Source organism: Burkholderia diffusa (assembly GCF_001718315.1).
Classification (GTDB): Bacteria; Pseudomonadota; Gammaproteobacteria; order Burkholderiales; family Burkholderiaceae; genus Burkholderia; species Burkholderia diffusa_B.
In genome coordinates this window covers 2,541,029-2,556,494 of sequence record NZ_CP013362.1, presented here as the reverse complement: position 1 = coordinate 2,556,494, position 15,466 = coordinate 2,541,029, and the positions used below count along the sequence as shown (strand labels likewise).

The window sequence follows — 15,466 nt, the reverse complement described above, 5'->3', positions numbered from 1 at the left end:
CGTCGTCGTCGCTCGCATCGCCGTCCGTCGGCCCGGTTGCGGACATAAAAAAAGCCCCGCACGCCATGGGTGCGGGGCTTTCTCGTGCAAGCGGCGTGCGTGCGGCTTACTTCACTCGCATGCCGGGCTTCGCGCCGCTGTGCGGCTCGAGGATGTAGAGGCCCGGTTCGGCCTTCTCGTCGGCCGCCGATGCGGCGAGCACCATCCCTTCGGACAGCCCGAACTTCATCTTGCGCGGCGCGAGGTTCGCGACCATCACCGTCAGCTTGCCGACGAGCTGTTCGGGCTGGTACGCGGACTTGATGCCCGAGAACACGTTGCGGGTCTTTTCCTCGCCGACGTCGAGCGTGAGCTGCAGCAGCTTGTCCGAGCCTTCGACGGCCTGGCACGCGACGATCTTCGCGATGCGCAGGTCGACCTTCGCGAAATCGTCGATCGAGATCGGACCGTCGTCGGCAGCGTTCGCGGCGGCCGCCTTCGCGTTCGCCTTGGCGCTCTTGCCGTCCTTCGCGGCGTTGGCGGCGGCCGCGCCCGCGGCAGCGGCGCCGCTGGCCTCGGCCTGCAGCGAATCGCGGTTCGCGGCGAGCAGCGCGTCGATCTGCTTCGGATCGACCCGCGTCATCAGGTGCTGGTACGCCTTGATCGGCTGCGTGGACGACAGCGGCTTCGCGGCGTCGGCCCACGTGAGCGGCGCGATCCCGAAGAAGGCCTCGACGGCTTCGGCCACGCGCGGCATCACCGGCTTCAGCGCGAGCGACAGCAGGCGGAACGCCTCGAGGCTCACGCTGCAGGTTTCGTGCAGCGCGACCGCATTGGCCGGATCCTTCGCGAGTTCCCACGGCTTCGCACCGTCGACGTACGCGTTCACTTCGTCGGCGAGTTCCATCGTCTGGCGCAGCGCGCGGCTGTATTCACGCGCTTCGTAGTGCGCGGCGATCGCGGGAATCGCATCGCGCAGCTTCGCGACGAGCGGATGGTTCATCGCGCTGTCCTGCACGCGGCCGTCGAAGCGCTTGAGCAGGAAGCCGGCAGCGCGGCTTGCGATGTTCACGTACTTGCCGACGAGATCGCTGTTCACGCGCGCCTGGAAGTCGTCGAGGTTCAGATCGATGTCTTCCATCGTCGCGTTCAGCTTCGCGGCGAAGTAATAGCGCAGCCATTCCGGGTTCAGGCCGGTGTCGATGTAGCTCTGCGCGGTGATGAACGTGCCCCGCGACTTCGACATCTTCGCGCCGTCGACCGTCAGGAAGCCGTGCGCGAACACGTTGGTCGGCGTGCGATGGCCCGAGAATTCGAGCATCGCCGGCCAGAACAGCGTGTGGAAATACAGGATGTCCTTGCCGATGAAGTGGTACTGCTCGGAGGTCGAGCCCGACCGGATCCACGCGTCGAAGTCGATGCCCTTGCGGTCGCACAGGTTCTTGAAGCTCGCGTAATAACCGACCGGCGCGTCCAGCCACACATAGAAGTACTTGCCGGGCGCGCCCGGGATCTCGAAGCCGAAGTACGGCGCGTCGCGCGAGATGTCCCAGTCGGCGAGGCGGGCTTCGCCGGCTTCGCCGAGCCATTCGCGCATCTTGTTGGTGGCTTCGGGCTGGGCGAGGCCGCTGACCCATTCGCGCAGGAACGACTCGCAGCGCGGGTCCGACAGGCGGAAAAAGTAGTGCGTCGACGTCTTGCGCACCGGCGTCGCACCGGACACGACCGAGTACGGGTTCAGCAGTTCGGTCGGCAGATAGGTCGAACCGCACACTTCGCAGTTGTCGCCGTACTGGTCCTTCGCGTGGCATTTCGGGCATTCGCCCTTGATGAAGCGGTCCGGCAGGAACATTTCCTTGACCGGGTCGTACGCCTGCTCGATCTCGCGCTCGGCGATCAGATCGTTCTCCTTCAGCGCGAGGTAGATCTTCTCGCTGAGCACGCGGTTTTCGTCCGAGTCGGTCGAGTAGAAATTGTCGAACGACACGCCGAAGCTGTCGAAATCGCGCTTGTGCTCGGTCCATACGCGATCGATCAGTTGCTTCGGCGTGAGGCCTTCTTTCTCCGCGCGCAGCATGACCGGCGTGCCGTGCGTGTCGTCGGCGCCGATGTAGTAGACCTCGTGGCCGTGCATTCGCAGCGTCCGCACCCAGATGTCGGTCTGGATGTACTCGACCAGATGGCCGATGTGGATCTGGCCGTTGGCATAGGGCAGTGCGGACGTAACGAGGATCTGGCGGCTGCCTTGCGGCGCCGCGGCCTGCACGGAAGTGAGGTCGGATGCGGACATAGGGTCTGTAGAAGAACGGCTGAAACGACGGAAACTGCGATTCTAGCAGGGGCGCGGGCAGGTCAGCCGGCGCGGGCGGCGTGGATCGGACGCCGCAAGGGGCGGGGCCGCGGTGGAGGCGTGCCCGGCGGTGTGATGCTGCGGCGCAGCATACGAATTCCGGGCAAAAAAAACCGGGGCGGATACGGCCCCGGAGCAACAACGACAAGAGGAGAATGGTGACGCGCCGGCTGCGCCAGCCGCGTACCGTAAAGACAGACCGCAGGCCGCGACAGAAGTTCGAAATTTTTTTCGATTTGTTACGGATCCCGCTGGAAGCCTTGTGCGGCGGGGGCGTGCGCCCCCGTCTCGTCCTCTCGCGGCGATGCTTACTGCTGTGCTGCGCGCAGGTAGATCTCGACGCGGCGGTTTTGCGCGCGGCCGGCTTCGGTCGCGTTGTCCGCGATCGGGTTCGACGCGCCCATGCCTTGTGCCGACAGGCGGCCGCCGGCGACGCCGCGCTGCACCAGCGCGTTCACGACGCTCTGCGCACGGTTCTGCGACAGCGTCTGGTTCAGCTGTGCCGAGCCCGTGCTGTCCGTGTAGCCGACGATCGATGCCGTCACTTGCGGGTTCTGGTTCAGCGTCGTCGCCAGGTCGTTCAGCAGCGGCGTGAAGGCCGGCGTGATCGCGTACTGGTTCGTCGCGAACGTCACCGAGCTCGGCACGTTCAGCTTCAGCGAGCCGTCCGGCTGCTCGGTCACCTGCGTGCCCGTCTTGGCTGCCGACGGCGCGAGCTTGTTCTTGATCGCTTGCCAGTTGTAACCCGTCACGCCGCCGACCAGTGCGCCGACGCCCGCGCCGATCGCCGCGCCCTTGCCGCCACCGGCCAGTGCGCCGATGCCCGCGCCCAGCGCCGCACCCGTGCCGGTGCCCACGGCCGTATTGTTGCCTTGCTGCGTGGCGCAGCCTGCCAGCAGCGCGCCGGCGAGTGCGAAGACGGACAGGCGAGTCGCGATTTTCATGTTCATCTTGGATTCCTCTCTTGGTTGAACGAGTCGACAACGACGACAAACAACAGTTACGGCTCCCTGCACGGACACCCGAAAAAGGAAGGGCAAGCCCGTGCCCGCGGCAGCCGCCGAGGCGGCTGCATGCCCTGTTCGCCAGCGGGGCTGTTCCGGACAGGGCGACGCATCAGCCTCTACAATATAGGCGGTTGGTAGCCGATTTGGCCCCATAGCATGCCGCACGCGAAGATTGCTCCGACCCGCGCGTTCGCGCAATGGCATGCAACAGATTCTTTCACTTTTCCCGATTTTCGCAGCGTTATTTGATATTTCTTGACGTTTGCGCGAGAGAAAAACGTTTTCACGGAGTTTCAATGAGCATTGACCGGGCACACGTCGACGCCGCACTGGCGGCTGTCGTCGACCCTAATACCGGCCGTCCGTACGCGGCGAACAAGGGCGTGCGCAACGTCGCGATCGACGGCGACGCCGTGGCGGTCGACGTGGTGCTCGGCTATCCCGCGCGCAGCCAGCACGACGACGTGCGCGCGCGCATCGCCGATGCGCTGAAGGCCGTGCCGGGCGTGCGCGACGCGCGCGTCGCCGTGTCGCAGGAGATCGTCGCGCACACGGTCCAGCGCGGTGTGAAGCTGCTGCCGAACGTGAAGAACATCGTCGCGGTCGCATCGGGCAAGGGCGGCGTCGGCAAGAGCACGACGGCCGTGAACCTCGCGCTCGCGCTTGCCGCGGAAGGCGCGTCGGTCGGCATTCTCGACGCTGACATCTACGGTCCGTCGCTGCCGACCATGCTCGGCATTCACGGCCAGCGCCCCGAGTCGCCGGACAACCAGTCGATGAATCCGCTGGTCGGCCATGGGCTGCAGGCAAACTCGATCGGCTTCCTGATCGAGGAAGACAACCCGATGGTGTGGCGCGGTCCGATGGCCACGTCGGCGCTCGAGCAGTTGCTGCGGCAGACCAACTGGCGCGAGCTCGACTACCTGATCGTCGACATGCCGCCGGGCACGGGCGACATCCAGCTCACGCTCGCGCAGCGCGTGCCGGTGACGGGCGCCGTGATCGTGACGACGCCGCAGGACATCGCGCTGCTCGACGCGAAGAAGGGCCTGAAGATGTTCGAGAAGGTCGGGATTCCGATCCTTGGTATCGTCGAGAACATGAGCATCCACATCTGCTCGAACTGCGGCCACGAAGAGCACATCTTCGGCGCGGGCGGCGCCGAGCGGATGGCGCAGGATTACGGCGTGACCGTGCTCGGCAGCCTGCCGCTCGACATCGCGATCCGCGAGCGCGCCGACAGTGGCATGCCGACGGTCGTGGCCGAACCGGATGGCGCGCTGGCGCGGCGCTACCGCGACATCGCGCGCGGGGTCGCGCTGGCGATCGCCGAGCGCGCGCGCGACATGACGTCGAAGTTCCCGTCGATCGTTGTTCAAAATACGTAAAACCCTTGCGGGGCGGGGCCTCACGCTGTTTACGGCGCCGCGAGGCGCGGTATCATGGCGACTTTTCCCGGGTCCCTTTACCCGCCCGGCATGGCCGCCGTGTCGAACGGCCGCCAGCCGGCATGAGGATCGAATGAACCAACGACATCACGGCGTGCACGCCGGCCGCGCGCGGCGCGCGCTGCTGGTCGCCGCCGCGCTGGGCCTGCTGGCCGGCTGTACCTCTTTTTCCTCGTCGCACGAAAAGCGCGCCGATGCGCAACTGCAGCCGACCGTCGGCTCGCAGGCGCGCGGCGCGGTGACGCTCGTCGAACGCCCGGACGGCGTCCAGGTCACGTACAACCTGGTCGGCCTGCCGCCGAACAGCGATCACGCGCTGCAGGTGCACGAGCGCGGCGATTGCAACGCGGGCGACGGCTCGAGCGCCGGCCAGGTGTTCGCGCCGGCCGCCGACCGGCTGCGCGCCGGCGCGCGCGTCGCCGGCGATCTCGGCAACATCCACGCCGATGCAAACGGCGTCGCGGCCGGTTTCATCGTCGCACCCGATCTGGCCCTCGACGGCGTGCGCTCCGCGCTGAATCGCGCGGCGCTGGTGCATCGCGACCCGAGCGACCCGGCGTTTCCGCAGCATGGAGCGGGCCCTGCGCTGGCCTGCGGCGTGATCCGTTGACGGCCGCCGCGTGCGCGAGCCGATGATCGCGTAAAATGGCCGCCTTCCCCGGCGGCCGCCTTGAACCGGCGGCCGTCGTTTACCGTCACGCAGCGTTTCCTGGCGCCCCGTTATGAGCATCAAGTCCGACAAGTGGATTCGGCGCATGGCCGAAGAACACAAGATGATCGAGCCGTTCGTGCCCGATCAGGTTCGCGCGTCCGAGGACGGTCGCAGGATCGTCAGCTACGGCACGTCGAGCTACGGCTACGACATCCGCTGCGCGGACGAATTCAAGATCTTCACGAACATCAACTCGACGATCGTCGATCCGAAGAACTTCGACGAAGGTTCGTTTGTCGATTTCAAGGGCGACGTGTGCATCATCCCGCCGAACTCGTTCGCGCTGGCCCGCACCGTCGAATATTTCCGCATTCCGCGCACCGTGCTCACCGTCTGCCTCGGCAAGTCGACGTACGCGCGCTGCGGGATCATCGTCAACGTGACGCCGTTCGAACCCGAGTGGGAAGGCTACGTCACGCTGGAATTCTCGAATACCACGCCGCTGCCCGCGAAGATCTACGCGAACGAAGGTGTCGCGCAGGTGCTGTTCTTCGAAAGCGACGAAGTGTGCGACGTGTCGTACGCGGATCGCGGCGGCAAGTATCAGGGTCAGCGCGGTGTCACGCTGCCGAAAACCTGATCTGGTTGCATAACGTCTCACCAGTTTCCGGGTGACCGCTGCGCGTGACGCGCCGCGGTCGTTCTTTTTGGAGAATCGCCCATGAAGTTTCGTTTCCCCGTCGTCATCATCGACGAAGATTTCCGCTCCGAGAACATCTCGGGCTCCGGCATCCGGGCGTTGGCCGAAGCGATCGAGAAGGAGGGCGTCGAAGTCCTCGGCCTCACGAGCTACGGCGATCTGACGTCGTTCGCGCAGCAGTCGAGCCGCGCGTCGTGCTTCATCCTGTCGATCGACGACGACGAACTCATGCTCGGCGAAACGGGCCCGGACGGCGAGCTGCCCGAACTCGCGACCGCGATCATCGAGTTGCGCGCGTTCGTCACCGAAGTGCGCCGCCGCAACGCGGACATCCCGATCTTCCTGTACGGCGAGACGCGCACGTCGCGCCACCTGCCGAACGACATCCTGCGCGAGCTGCACGGCTTCATCCACATGTTCGAGGACACGCCGGAGTTCGTCGCGCGCCACATCATCCGCGAGGCGAAGGTCTATCTCGACTCGCTCGCGCCGCCGTTCTTCAAGGAACTGGTGAAGTACGCGGACGAAGGCTCGTATTCGTGGCACTGCCCGGGCCACTCGGGCGGCGTCGCGTTCCTGAAGAACCCGCTCGGCCAGATGTTCCACCAGTTCTTCGGCGAGAACATGCTGCGCGCGGACGTCTGCAACGCGGTCGACGAACTCGGCCAGCTGCTCGATCACACGGGGCCGGTCGCGGCGTCCGAGCGCAATGCGGCGCGCATCTTCAGCGCGGACCACCTGTTCTTCGTGACCAACGGCACGTCGACGTCGAACAAGATCGTCTGGCATGCGACGGTCGCACCCGGCGACATCGTGCTGGTCGACCGCAACTGCCACAAGTCGATCCTGCACGCGATCACGATGACGGGCGCGATTCCGGTGTTCCTCACGCCGACGCGCAACCACTTCGGCATCATCGGGCCGATCCCGCGCGATGAGTTCAAGCCGGAGAACATCCGCAAGAAGATCGAGGCGAACCCGTTCGCACGCGAGGCGATGCGCGAGAACCCGGACCTGAAGCCGCGCATCCTGACGATCACGCAGAGCACGTACGACGGTGTGGTCTACAACGTCGAGATGATCAAGGACCTGCTCGGCGACCTGCTCGACACGCTGCACTTCGACGAAGCGTGGCTGCCGCACGCGACGTTCCACCCGTTCTACCGCGACATGCACGCGATCGGCGACGGCCGTCCGCGCACGGGCGCGCTCGTGTTCGCGACGCATTCGACGCACAAGCTGCTCGCGGGCATCTCGCAGGCGTCGCAGATCGTCGTGCAGGATTCGGAGAACCGCACGTTCGACAAGCACCGCTTCAACGAGGCGTACCTGATGCACACGTCGACGAGCCCGCAGTACGCGATCATCGCGTCGTGCGACGTCGCGGCCGCGATGATGGAGCCGCCGGGCGGCACCGCGCTCGTCGAGGAATCGATCGCCGAGGCGATCGACTTCCGTCGCGCGATGCGCAAGGTCGACGCCGAATACGGCGACGACTGGTTCTTCAGCGTGTGGGGTCCGGACGACCTTTCGGAAGAAGGCATCGGCTCGCGCGAGGACTGGATGCTGAAGCCGAACGACCACTGGCACGGCTTCGGCCCGCTGGCGGAAGGCTTCAACATGCTCGACCCGATCAAGGCGACGATCATCACGCCGGGGCTCGACGTCGACGGCGAATTCGGCGAGACAGGCATTCCCGCCGCGATCGTCACGAAGTACCTGGCGGAGCACGGGATCATCGTCGAGAAGACGGGCCTGTACTCGTTCTTCATCATGTTCACGATCGGCATTACGAAGGGCCGCTGGAACTCGATGGTGACCGAGCTGCAGCAGTTCAAGGACGACTACGACAACAACCAGCCGCTGTGGCGCGTGCTGCCGGAATTCGTCGCGCAGCATCCGCGCTACGAGCGTGTCGGCCTGCGCGACCTCTGCACGCAGATCCACGACGTCTACCGCGCGAACGACATCGCTCGCCTGACGACGGAGATGTACCTGTCGGACATGGAGCCGGCGATGAAGCCGTCGGACGCGTTCGCGAAGCTCGCGCACCGCAAGATCGACCGCGTGCCGCTCGACGAGCTCGAAGGCCGCGTGACGAGCATCCTGCTCACGCCGTACCCGCCGGGCATTCCGCTGCTGATCCCGGGCGAGCGCTTCAACAAGACGATCGTGAACTACCTGCGGTTCGCGCGCGACTTCAACGAGCGCTTCCCGGGCTTCCACACCGACATCCACGGTCTCGTCGCGGAAGAAGTGAACGGTCGCGTCGAGTACTTCGTCGATTGCGTGCGCGACTGATGGCGGCGCAGGGACAAATCCGGACGATGCGCGCGGCGCTGGCCGCGCTCGTTGTCTGGGCGAGCTGGTCGGCAGGGCCGGCGGGGTTGAACGTCGCGCACGCGGAAGTGGCGGCGGCCGACCCGATCGACGTCGCGATGCGGCAGTGTCTTGCGCGGCGCGACCGATCGTCGACGGCCGGCCAGATCCAGTGCATGGGCGAAGCGCAGCAGCAGTGGCAGGCGGTGATGGACAGCGCGTATCAGCGCCTGACGAACGACGCGCCGGCCGACGCGAAGCGCGGCTGGCAGGACAGCCAACGCCACTGGATCACGTGGCGCAAGGATGAAGTTCATCTGCTGAAGGCCGTGTACGACACGACGCGCGGCACCGCGTACGCGATGTCGAGCGCCGATATGCAGCTGCAGCCCGTGCGCGATCGCGCATTGGCGCTGCGCGCGGCGGCCGACCGCTATGCGCCGCCGCCTGTCGCCGTTGCGGCCGCGGCTACGAGCCGTGCGCAGGGCGATACCCAGGGCGGTGCGGGCACGGCGCCAGGCACTGCGGCGGCAGCCACCGGCAAGCCGGCGAACGCGCCGCGCGATCCGGCGATACGCCGCGTGCGGCCGTGCGTGCAGGATGCCGCGTGTGAACATGCGCTGTTCGATTTGAACCGCTATTACCAGAAGCTGCGTCGCAAGATGCCCGCGCATTCGGCCGCGACGCTCGTGCGTGCGCAACGCGCGTGGGTCGCGTTCCGCGATGCGACGGCGCCGCTCGTCGGCGAGGACGGACGCGTCGATCTGATCGGCGCGCGCATCGCGACGATGAAGCGGCTGTCGGAGACGGCCGGCAACAACTGATCGCCGCGACGCCGGTCATCCGGCGCGGCTAAGGAAAACGGGCACCCGAGGGTGCCCGTTTGCATGTGGCGTGCCGCGAGCGGCCCTATGCCGGCTGCTGCGTATCCAGGCGGCCGAACCACGACGGCACGAGCGCGACCGCATCGCCGAGCGACGCGAGCACGTGCAGGCTCAGCGCGACGATCTCGGGTGTCGGCGCCTTCAGGTCGGGCACCGTGACGACCGATGCGCCCGCGCCGGCGGCCGATTGCGCGCCGAAGTCGCTGTCCTCGAACGCGACGCACGCGTGCGCCGGTACGCCTAGGCGTTCGGCGGCGAGCCGGTACACGGCCGGATCGGGTTTGCCGCGCGCGACTTCGTCACCGCCCGCGATTGCGCGGAAGAACGGCAGCACGCCGACCGCGTCGAGCCGCGCACGGATCACGTCGCGCGCGGACGACGATGCGACCGCGCACGGAATGCCGGCCTGCGCGAGCGTCTCGAGCAGCGCCAGTGCGCCGGACTTCAGCGGAAACTTCGGATGGGGTTCGGGCGCGGCGAGCCGTTCGCGCACGCGGGTGCGCACGGCGTCGAACGTGTCGGTGTCGCCAATGAGCCGCGCGAGAATGACCTGGCCCTCGGCGAACGAGCGGCCGACGATCTGCAGGTAGTCGATCTCGGTCAGCACGACGCCGTGCGTGCTCGACACGTCGATCCACGTGTTCATGATGGTCCGCTCGGAATCGACGAGCAGGCCGTCCATGTCGAAGAGCGCGGCGGAGAAGGTCATCGGCGGTATCCGGGAAGCGGGAAAGGCGTTGGGCGGCGCGGTGGCCGCACGAGGGAAGGACGGACGCGCCAGGCGCCCGTCCGTGCCGGCAGGCTTACTTGCCGAGCGCGGCGCGAGCGGCCTTCACCGCCGCACGCACTTGATCGGGCGCGGTGCCGCCCGGATGGTTGCGGCTCGCGACCGAACCTTCGAGCGTCAGGTAGCCGAACACGTCGTCGCCGATCAGGTGCGCGACGTTCGGCAGTTCCTGCTTCATTTCGTCGAGCGTCAGGTCGGCGAGGTCGATCCCGCGATCGTCGCAGATCCGCACCGCATGCGCGACGGCTTCGTGCGCATCGCGGAACGGCAGCCCGCGCTTCACGAGATAGTCGGCGAGGTCGGTCGCGGTCGAGAAGCCTTGCAGCGCGGCCGCGCGCATCGCGTCCGGCTTCACCGTGATGCCGGCGACCATCTCGGCGAAGATGCGCAGCGTGTCGGCGACGGTGTCGACCGTATCGAACAGCGGCTCCTTGTCTTCCTGGTTGTCCTTGTTGTACGCGAGCGGCTGGCCCTTCATCAGCGTGAGGAGCGCCATCAGGTGGCCGTTCACGCGGCCCGTCTTGCCGCGCGCGAGCTCGGGCACGTCCGGGTTCTTCTTCTGCGGCATGATCGAGCTGCCGGTGCAGAAGCGGTCGGCGATGTCGATGAAACCGACGCGCGGGCTCATCCACAGCACGAGTTCTTCGGAGAAACGCGATACGTGCGTCATCACGAGCGCGGATGCCGCCGTGAATTCGATCGCGAAGTCGCGATCCGACACCGCGTCGAGCGAGTTCGCGCAGATACCGTCGAAGCCGAGCGTCTTCGCGACGGCGTGGCGGTCGATCGGGTAGCTGGTGCCGGCGAGCGCGGCCGCGCCGAGCGGCAGGCGGTTCACGCGGGTGCGGCAGTCGCGCATGCGTTCGGCGTCACGCGTGAACATCTCGACGTACGCGAGCAGGTGGTGGCCGAACGTGACCGGCTGCGCGACCTGCAGGTGCGTGAAGCCCGGCATGATCGTGTCCGTGTTCTTCTCGGCAAGGTCGATCAGCGCGCCGCGCAGGTCGTTCAGGAGGCCGCCGATGCGGTCGATTTCGCCGCGCAGCCACAGACGGATGTCGGTCGCGACCTGGTCGTTGCGCGAGCGGCCCGTGTGCAGGCGCTTGCCGGCGTCGCCGATCAGCGCGGTCAGGCGCGCCTCGATGTTCAGGTGGACGTCCTCGAGATCCAGCTGCCATTCGAATTCGCCGCGCTCGATCTCGCCCTTGATCTGCGCCATCCCGCGTTCGATGGCGGCGAGGTCGTCGGCGCTGATGATCTTCTGCGCCGCGAGCATGCTCGCGTGCGCGAGCGAGCCGGCGATATCGACGAGCGCGAGGCGCTTGTCGAAAAACACCGACGACGTGTAGCGCTTGACCAGCTCCGACATCGGTTCCGAGAAGCGGGCCGACCAGGCCTCGCCCTTTTTGTGCAGTTGGGACGTCATGGCGATTCTTCGAAGGGGAGTTGGGCGGCGTGCGCCGCCGAGGGAATCCCGCAATTCTAGCATTCGCGCGGCTGGCGGCCGGCGCGCGCGGCGGCCCGCGAACGGGCGCGAACTACCGGGGGCCGCAGGTCAGCGGTCCGATGCGCGGCAGCGTGCCGTCGTCCGGGCGCCGGTACGCGAATTCGACGGCGCAGTCGCGGCCGCCGCCGGAGATTTCGAGGTGATTGTTCGCGACGAGGCCGTCGACGAAGGTCAGGCCGTCGTAGCCGACAATCGTGCGCTGGCCGCTCTCGACGTGGCGAACCTCGAGCCCGGGCGGCAGCGGCGTGCCGTCCGGCGCGCGCAGCGCGATCGACGCGGCGCTGTAGCGGCTCACCGCGAAGTGCGCGAGCACGCCTGAGCGCGCCTGCGGCACGACGTCGAGCGTCGTGTCGGCGATCCGTGCGTCGGCGGGCAGCGCCGTGCCGTCGATCGCGACGCGATTGCTCTGGTACGCATTCAGGTCGGGCACGAGCAGGTAGCCGGCCCGGTCCGTCTCGCCGATCAGCCGGTTCTGGTGCAGCACGGGCACGCGTCCGGTGTCGGTCGAGACGAGCGCGAAACCGTCGTCGACGCGGCGCGCGGTCATCAGCCGGCCGTCCATCAGCACGAATGCGCCCGTGACGTCGACCGACGCGTTGCCGCGCCCGTCGAACGATTGCGCGAGCAGCGTGACCTGCCCGGCGCGGCCGAGATACTGCAGCTGCCCCTGCGCGTAGCGGATGCCCGCGTTGGCGCCCGCCTGCACATTCCAGCCGACGCCGCCGCCGTAATCGGGCGGCCGCGTCGCGTTCAGCGTGTAGGTCGAGTCGCCGTTCTGCCGGCCGGCATTCGCCGAGACGGACGTGTTGCCGCCGAGCCCGACGCTCAGGCTCACGAAGAAGCCGCGTGCGTCGTGCTGCCGGAAGTCCTGGAAGCCGCTGAACGTGATCGAGGTCAGCCCGCCGAGATTGACGAGGTACGCGATCGAGCCGATCCGCGACGGGGCGATGCCCGGATACTTGAGGCCGAGATAGCTGAACGACAGCGTCTGCGCGCGCAGGAACGGAAACGAGACGGTGATGCGGTCGGTGGCGCGCGAGACCGGCACGCCTTCGCGGCTGCCGAGGTCGCCGTAGTCGCCGAACGCGCGCAGCGTCTGCGCATCGATCGAGAAGCGCGGCGTCACGTACTGGTAGCCGACGCCGGCCTGCACGCCCGTGCGACCCGGTGCGCTGACCGCCAGCGACGCGTTCGCCACGCCGCGTTCCCCGAGGCGTGCGAGCGTGCCGGCGCCCGCGTTGTAGACGCCGGCCGTCGCTTCCGCGTGCGCCTCGACGGTCAGCCGCTCGCTGATGCCGTAGCGCAGCGAGCCGCTCGCCGCCGGCGTGCGCGCATAGTCGAACGAATCGTTGCCATACGCGCGACGCAGGAACCCGGCTTCCGCCGAATAGCTGGCGAGGCCGGGGGCGAGCAGGCGCGTGTCGACGTACAGCGGGATGGTTGTCGCGATCGAGCGGCCGAGCGCGTCGCGTGTGACGACCGTCGCGTTGCCCGCGCCGGTGATGCCGGGCACGCTGTTGATCACGAACGGCCCGCTCGGCACGTCGCCGCTGAACTGGCGCACGTTGTTCACGTACAGGTCGACCGAGGTGGGCACCACCGCGCTGCCGGACAGCGCAGGCACCGGAAACGTGACGAGGTCGGGGCGCAGGCCGAAGTTGCTGCGCCACTGCACGCCGCCGAGGCGCAGCGAGCGGGTCCATGACAACGACGACGAAATCGTGTCGCCGATCTGGGTCGTCGTGAGCGTGCCGGGGTTCGAGTGGCTCCACGACGTGTCGTAGCGCACGTAGCGCCGGCGGTCGTCGTACAGGTACGCGATGCCGGTGTTGCTGAATACGCCGGCCGGATCGAAATAGCGCGCCTCGCTCCAGACCGCGAGCGGTGCGTGGGCGAGGGTCTGCGCGTACGCGTCGTAGTTCAGCACGAAGCCGCGCCCGGAGGTGGCCGGCGGCGCGGCCGCGAGAGCGCGCGTATCGAACGTGTGCGGGATGCGCAGCGCATCGGGCACACGCAGGTCGAGCGTCTGCCGCCCCGCGTCGTAGTCGTAGCGCAGCCCCGCGAGCGCATCGAGCGCGACGAGCGTGTTCGACGACTCGTGCGCGCGGTCGCCTGTGGCGACGCCCAGGTCGTTCAGGTCGGCGGACGCCGCGTACAGCCGGCCGTCGATTTGCTGAAAACGGGCGATGCGGTGCGTCGGCTCACCATTGAGCGACACATCGAGAAACAGTGAAGCGGGCGCGGATGCCGCCGCCTGCACCGGCGCGGTCTGCGCACGGACGGCGCCGGCATGCAGCGCCAGCGTCGCCGCGAGTGCAAGCACCGCGGCGGCGGGCCCGGCATATCGTGCGGGGCAGCCAGCCCGGAGGGCCGTGCTCGTCGTCGGAACGGGCAACGTCGTGCGATCCTCCGGCACGGATCAGGGCGGTGCCAGCCGGGCTTCGACCGGCTGCGCGTTCACGGTTGCCTGGATCCTGACGAACCCGGCCGCGCCTGCATCCAGCTTGAGCGGCCAGCGTCGCGTGCTGCCCGCGAGTGCGTAGCCGAGCAGGCCGCGCGTGACGTCATGCACGGCGCCGCGCGCGTCGACGAGACGAACCGCGGAAATCTGCGCGCGCCGCCCGCCGCGGTTCTCGACCGCGAGCCGCATGCCGGATCCGTCGCGCTCGATGCGCCAGTCAAGGCGTGGCGACTGTGGTGTGCCAGCGGGCTCGACGAAGACGGGCACGGAATAGCGCAGCCGGATCGTGATGCCGTTCTCGACCGGCGTACCGGGCGCGGGCAGTTCGTCGATCAGCACGCGATAGCTTTCCTCTGCGACGGGCGTGCCTCGTGCCGTGCGTACGAGCCGGATCAGCTGCTCGGCGTTCGCGCCGATCTGCAGCAGCGGCGGCGAGGCCGCGAGCGCATCGGTCGGCGTCATCACGTCGTCGCCGTTTTCCTGCGTCCAGCGATAAGCTCGAACCTGGCCATAGATCGGCTGCCCGCCCGGATTGCTGAGCGTCATGCTCGCGGCTGCCGCCGACGGCGGCAGCTCGATCGTCACGGGGGTGATCTGCAGCGTGGCGGCGAATGCGGCCGCGGACGCCGACGCGACGCACAGCGCGGCCAGCGCGCGCGGGATCGATGCCACGGCGCGTCAGAAGTACACGGTCGCGGTGACGGTCGCCTGGTAGGTGTCGGGCTTCGGCGTCGCTTGCGCAGGTACCTGGCCGTACACGTTCAGCACCTGCGCGGAACCGGTGCCGGTGCCGCCGACCGTGTCGGTGCCTTGCGTGTTGCCCCAGATCGTCGTGTGGCCCGAGTCCTGGTAGAGCTGGTAGCCCACCGTCGTGCCGGTATTGCCGCTCGTTGTCCCGCCCATCAACCGGCTGGCGATCGTCGAGCCGCTCACCGTGCCGGCGTCGAGCCCGACGTTGTACGGCGTCGAGTTCGAGCACGTGACGGAGACCGTGGTCTGCTGGTTGAGCGAAGACGCGAGCACGCCGGACGTGCCGAAGGCAAGCGGGTTCGCGGCGATCGCGCAGTTCGCCTGGATCGTGAGCGTGACGTTGAACTGGGCAGTAGCGGTGCCGTTCGAATAGACTGCGGCAACGGTGACGGGCTGCAGCGCAGGCGCGAATGCGAACGTGGCTGCGAGCGTGGCTGAAAGTACACGACGCCGGGAAGCGTTCATTATGGTTATCTCCTGCCGTTATATTGGAGACGCCCGGCCGCGGAGTGCCTGCCGCGTGGTCTGTCGCCGGTCGCCGTAACCGCTCTGTCGTTGGTGGAAGACTACTCCACGGATTTGGTCGCGCGCAATGGAGAAAACGCGCACCTGGCGAGCATTG

General features: G+C 67.7%; 12 protein-coding genes. 5 read left to right on the top strand and 7 right to left on the bottom strand.

Features of this window, described 5'->3' with window-relative positions:
- Positions 1-106: 106 nt before the first annotated feature.
- Together metG and WI26_RS11760 are read right to left on the bottom strand one after the other, a co-directional pair.
- Positions 107-2,269, bottom strand: a complete 2,163-nt coding sequence (metG, locus tag WI26_RS11765; protein WP_069226003.1) for a methionine--tRNA ligase — start codon at positions 2,267-2,269, stop codon at positions 107-109.
- Between the two features lie 368 nt (positions 2,270-2,637).
- Positions 2,638-3,279 (bottom strand): OmpA family protein, encoded by a 642-nt coding sequence (locus WI26_RS11760; protein ID WP_011885709.1) that lies wholly within the window; start codon positions 3,277-3,279, stop codon positions 2,638-2,640.
- Between the two features lie 353 nt (positions 3,280-3,632).
- Here WI26_RS11760 and apbC point away from each other — a divergent pair, with 353 nt between their 5' ends.
- The 5 genes from apbC to WI26_RS11735 all read left to right on the top strand — a co-directional run bounded on the left by apbC (position 3,633) and on the right by WI26_RS11735 (position 9,279).
- Positions 3,633-4,724, top strand: coding sequence for an iron-sulfur cluster carrier protein ApbC (gene apbC, locus WI26_RS11755; protein ID WP_059538457.1), 1,092 nt, complete (start codon positions 3,633-3,635; stop codon positions 4,722-4,724).
- A 133-nt stretch (positions 4,725-4,857) separates the two neighbouring features.
- On the top strand, positions 4,858-5,394 hold the full coding sequence (gene sodC / locus WI26_RS11750) for a superoxide dismutase [Cu-Zn] (RefSeq protein WP_059468234.1): 537 nt from the start codon (positions 4,858-4,860) through the stop codon (positions 5,392-5,394).
- A gap of 112 nt (positions 5,395-5,506) precedes the next feature.
- Positions 5,507-6,076, top strand: coding sequence for a dCTP deaminase (dcd, locus tag WI26_RS11745; RefSeq protein ID WP_006398615.1), 570 nt, complete (start codon positions 5,507-5,509; stop codon positions 6,074-6,076).
- A gap of 81 nt (positions 6,077-6,157) precedes the next feature.
- Positions 6,158-8,437: an arginine/lysine/ornithine decarboxylase gene (locus WI26_RS11740; RefSeq protein ID WP_059468233.1), complete on the top strand. Its 2,280-nt coding sequence runs from the start codon at positions 6,158-6,160 to the stop codon at positions 8,435-8,437.
- Positions 8,437-9,279 carry a lysozyme inhibitor LprI family protein gene (locus WI26_RS11735; protein WP_069226002.1) on the top strand — a complete coding sequence of 281 codons (843 nt, stop codon included), beginning with the start codon at positions 8,437-8,439 and terminating at the stop codon, positions 9,277-9,279. The genes WI26_RS11740 and WI26_RS11735 overlap by 1 nt, the downstream gene beginning before the upstream one ends.
- Before the next feature lie 85 nt (positions 9,280-9,364).
- On the opposite strand, the gene WI26_RS11730 is transcribed toward WI26_RS11735, so the two are convergent.
- The 5 genes from WI26_RS11730 to WI26_RS11710 form a co-directional block, all read right to left on the bottom strand.
- Positions 9,365-10,048: an HAD family hydrolase gene (locus WI26_RS11730; RefSeq protein ID WP_069226001.1), complete on the bottom strand. Its 684-nt coding sequence runs from the start codon at positions 10,046-10,048 to the stop codon at positions 9,365-9,367.
- Between the two features lie 94 nt (positions 10,049-10,142).
- The gene (gene argH, locus WI26_RS11725; protein ID WP_069226000.1) at positions 10,143-11,552 is read right to left on the bottom strand and encodes an argininosuccinate lyase; all 1,410 of its coding nucleotides are present in this window, start codon (positions 11,550-11,552) and stop codon (positions 10,143-10,145) included.
- 112 nt (positions 11,553-11,664) lie between these two features.
- Positions 11,665-14,028 carry a fimbria/pilus outer membrane usher protein gene (locus tag WI26_RS11720; RefSeq protein ID WP_081334281.1) on the bottom strand — a complete coding sequence of 788 codons (2,364 nt, stop codon included), beginning with the start codon at positions 14,026-14,028 and terminating at the stop codon, positions 11,665-11,667.
- 24 nt (positions 14,029-14,052) lie between these two features.
- On the bottom strand, positions 14,053-14,766 hold the full coding sequence (locus WI26_RS11715; protein ID WP_069225998.1) for a molecular chaperone: 714 nt from the start codon (positions 14,764-14,766) through the stop codon (positions 14,053-14,055).
- Positions 14,767-14,772: 6 nt separating this feature from the next.
- Positions 14,773-15,309, bottom strand: a complete 537-nt coding sequence (locus WI26_RS11710) for a spore coat U domain-containing protein (RefSeq protein WP_069225997.1) — start codon at positions 15,307-15,309, stop codon at positions 14,773-14,775.
- Between the last annotated feature and the right edge of the window lie 157 nt (positions 15,310-15,466).

Excerpts from the sequence above, each read along its gene's own strand:
- argH (WP_069226000.1), bottom strand. The coding sequence starts at position 11,552 with ATGACGTCCCAACTGCACAAAAAGGGCGAGGCCTGGTCGGCCCGCTTC.
- WI26_RS11760 (WP_011885709.1), bottom strand. The coding sequence starts at position 3,279 with ATGAACATGAAAATCGCGACTCGCCTGTCCGTCTTCGCACTCGCCGGC.
- sodC (WP_059468234.1), top strand. The coding sequence starts at position 4,858 with ATGAACCAACGACATCACGGCGTGCACGCCGGCCGCGCGCGGCGCGCG.
- metG (WP_069226003.1), bottom strand. The coding sequence starts at position 2,269 with ATGTCCGCATCCGACCTCACTTCCGTGCAGGCCGCGGCGCCGCAAGGC.
- WI26_RS11730 (WP_069226001.1), bottom strand. The coding sequence starts at position 10,048 with ATGACCTTCTCCGCCGCGCTCTTCGACATGGACGGCCTGCTCGTCGAT.
- dcd (WP_006398615.1), top strand. The coding sequence starts at position 5,507 with ATGAGCATCAAGTCCGACAAGTGGATTCGGCGCATGGCCGAAGAACAC.
- apbC (WP_059538457.1), top strand. The coding sequence starts at position 3,633 with ATGAGCATTGACCGGGCACACGTCGACGCCGCACTGGCGGCTGTCGTC.
- WI26_RS11740 (WP_059468233.1), top strand. The coding sequence starts at position 6,158 with ATGAAGTTTCGTTTCCCCGTCGTCATCATCGACGAAGATTTCCGCTCC.
- WI26_RS11735 (WP_069226002.1), top strand. The coding sequence starts at position 8,437 with ATGGCGGCGCAGGGACAAATCCGGACGATGCGCGCGGCGCTGGCCGCG.
- WI26_RS11710 (WP_069225997.1), bottom strand. The coding sequence starts at position 15,309 with ATGAACGCTTCCCGGCGTCGTGTACTTTCAGCCACGCTCGCAGCCACG.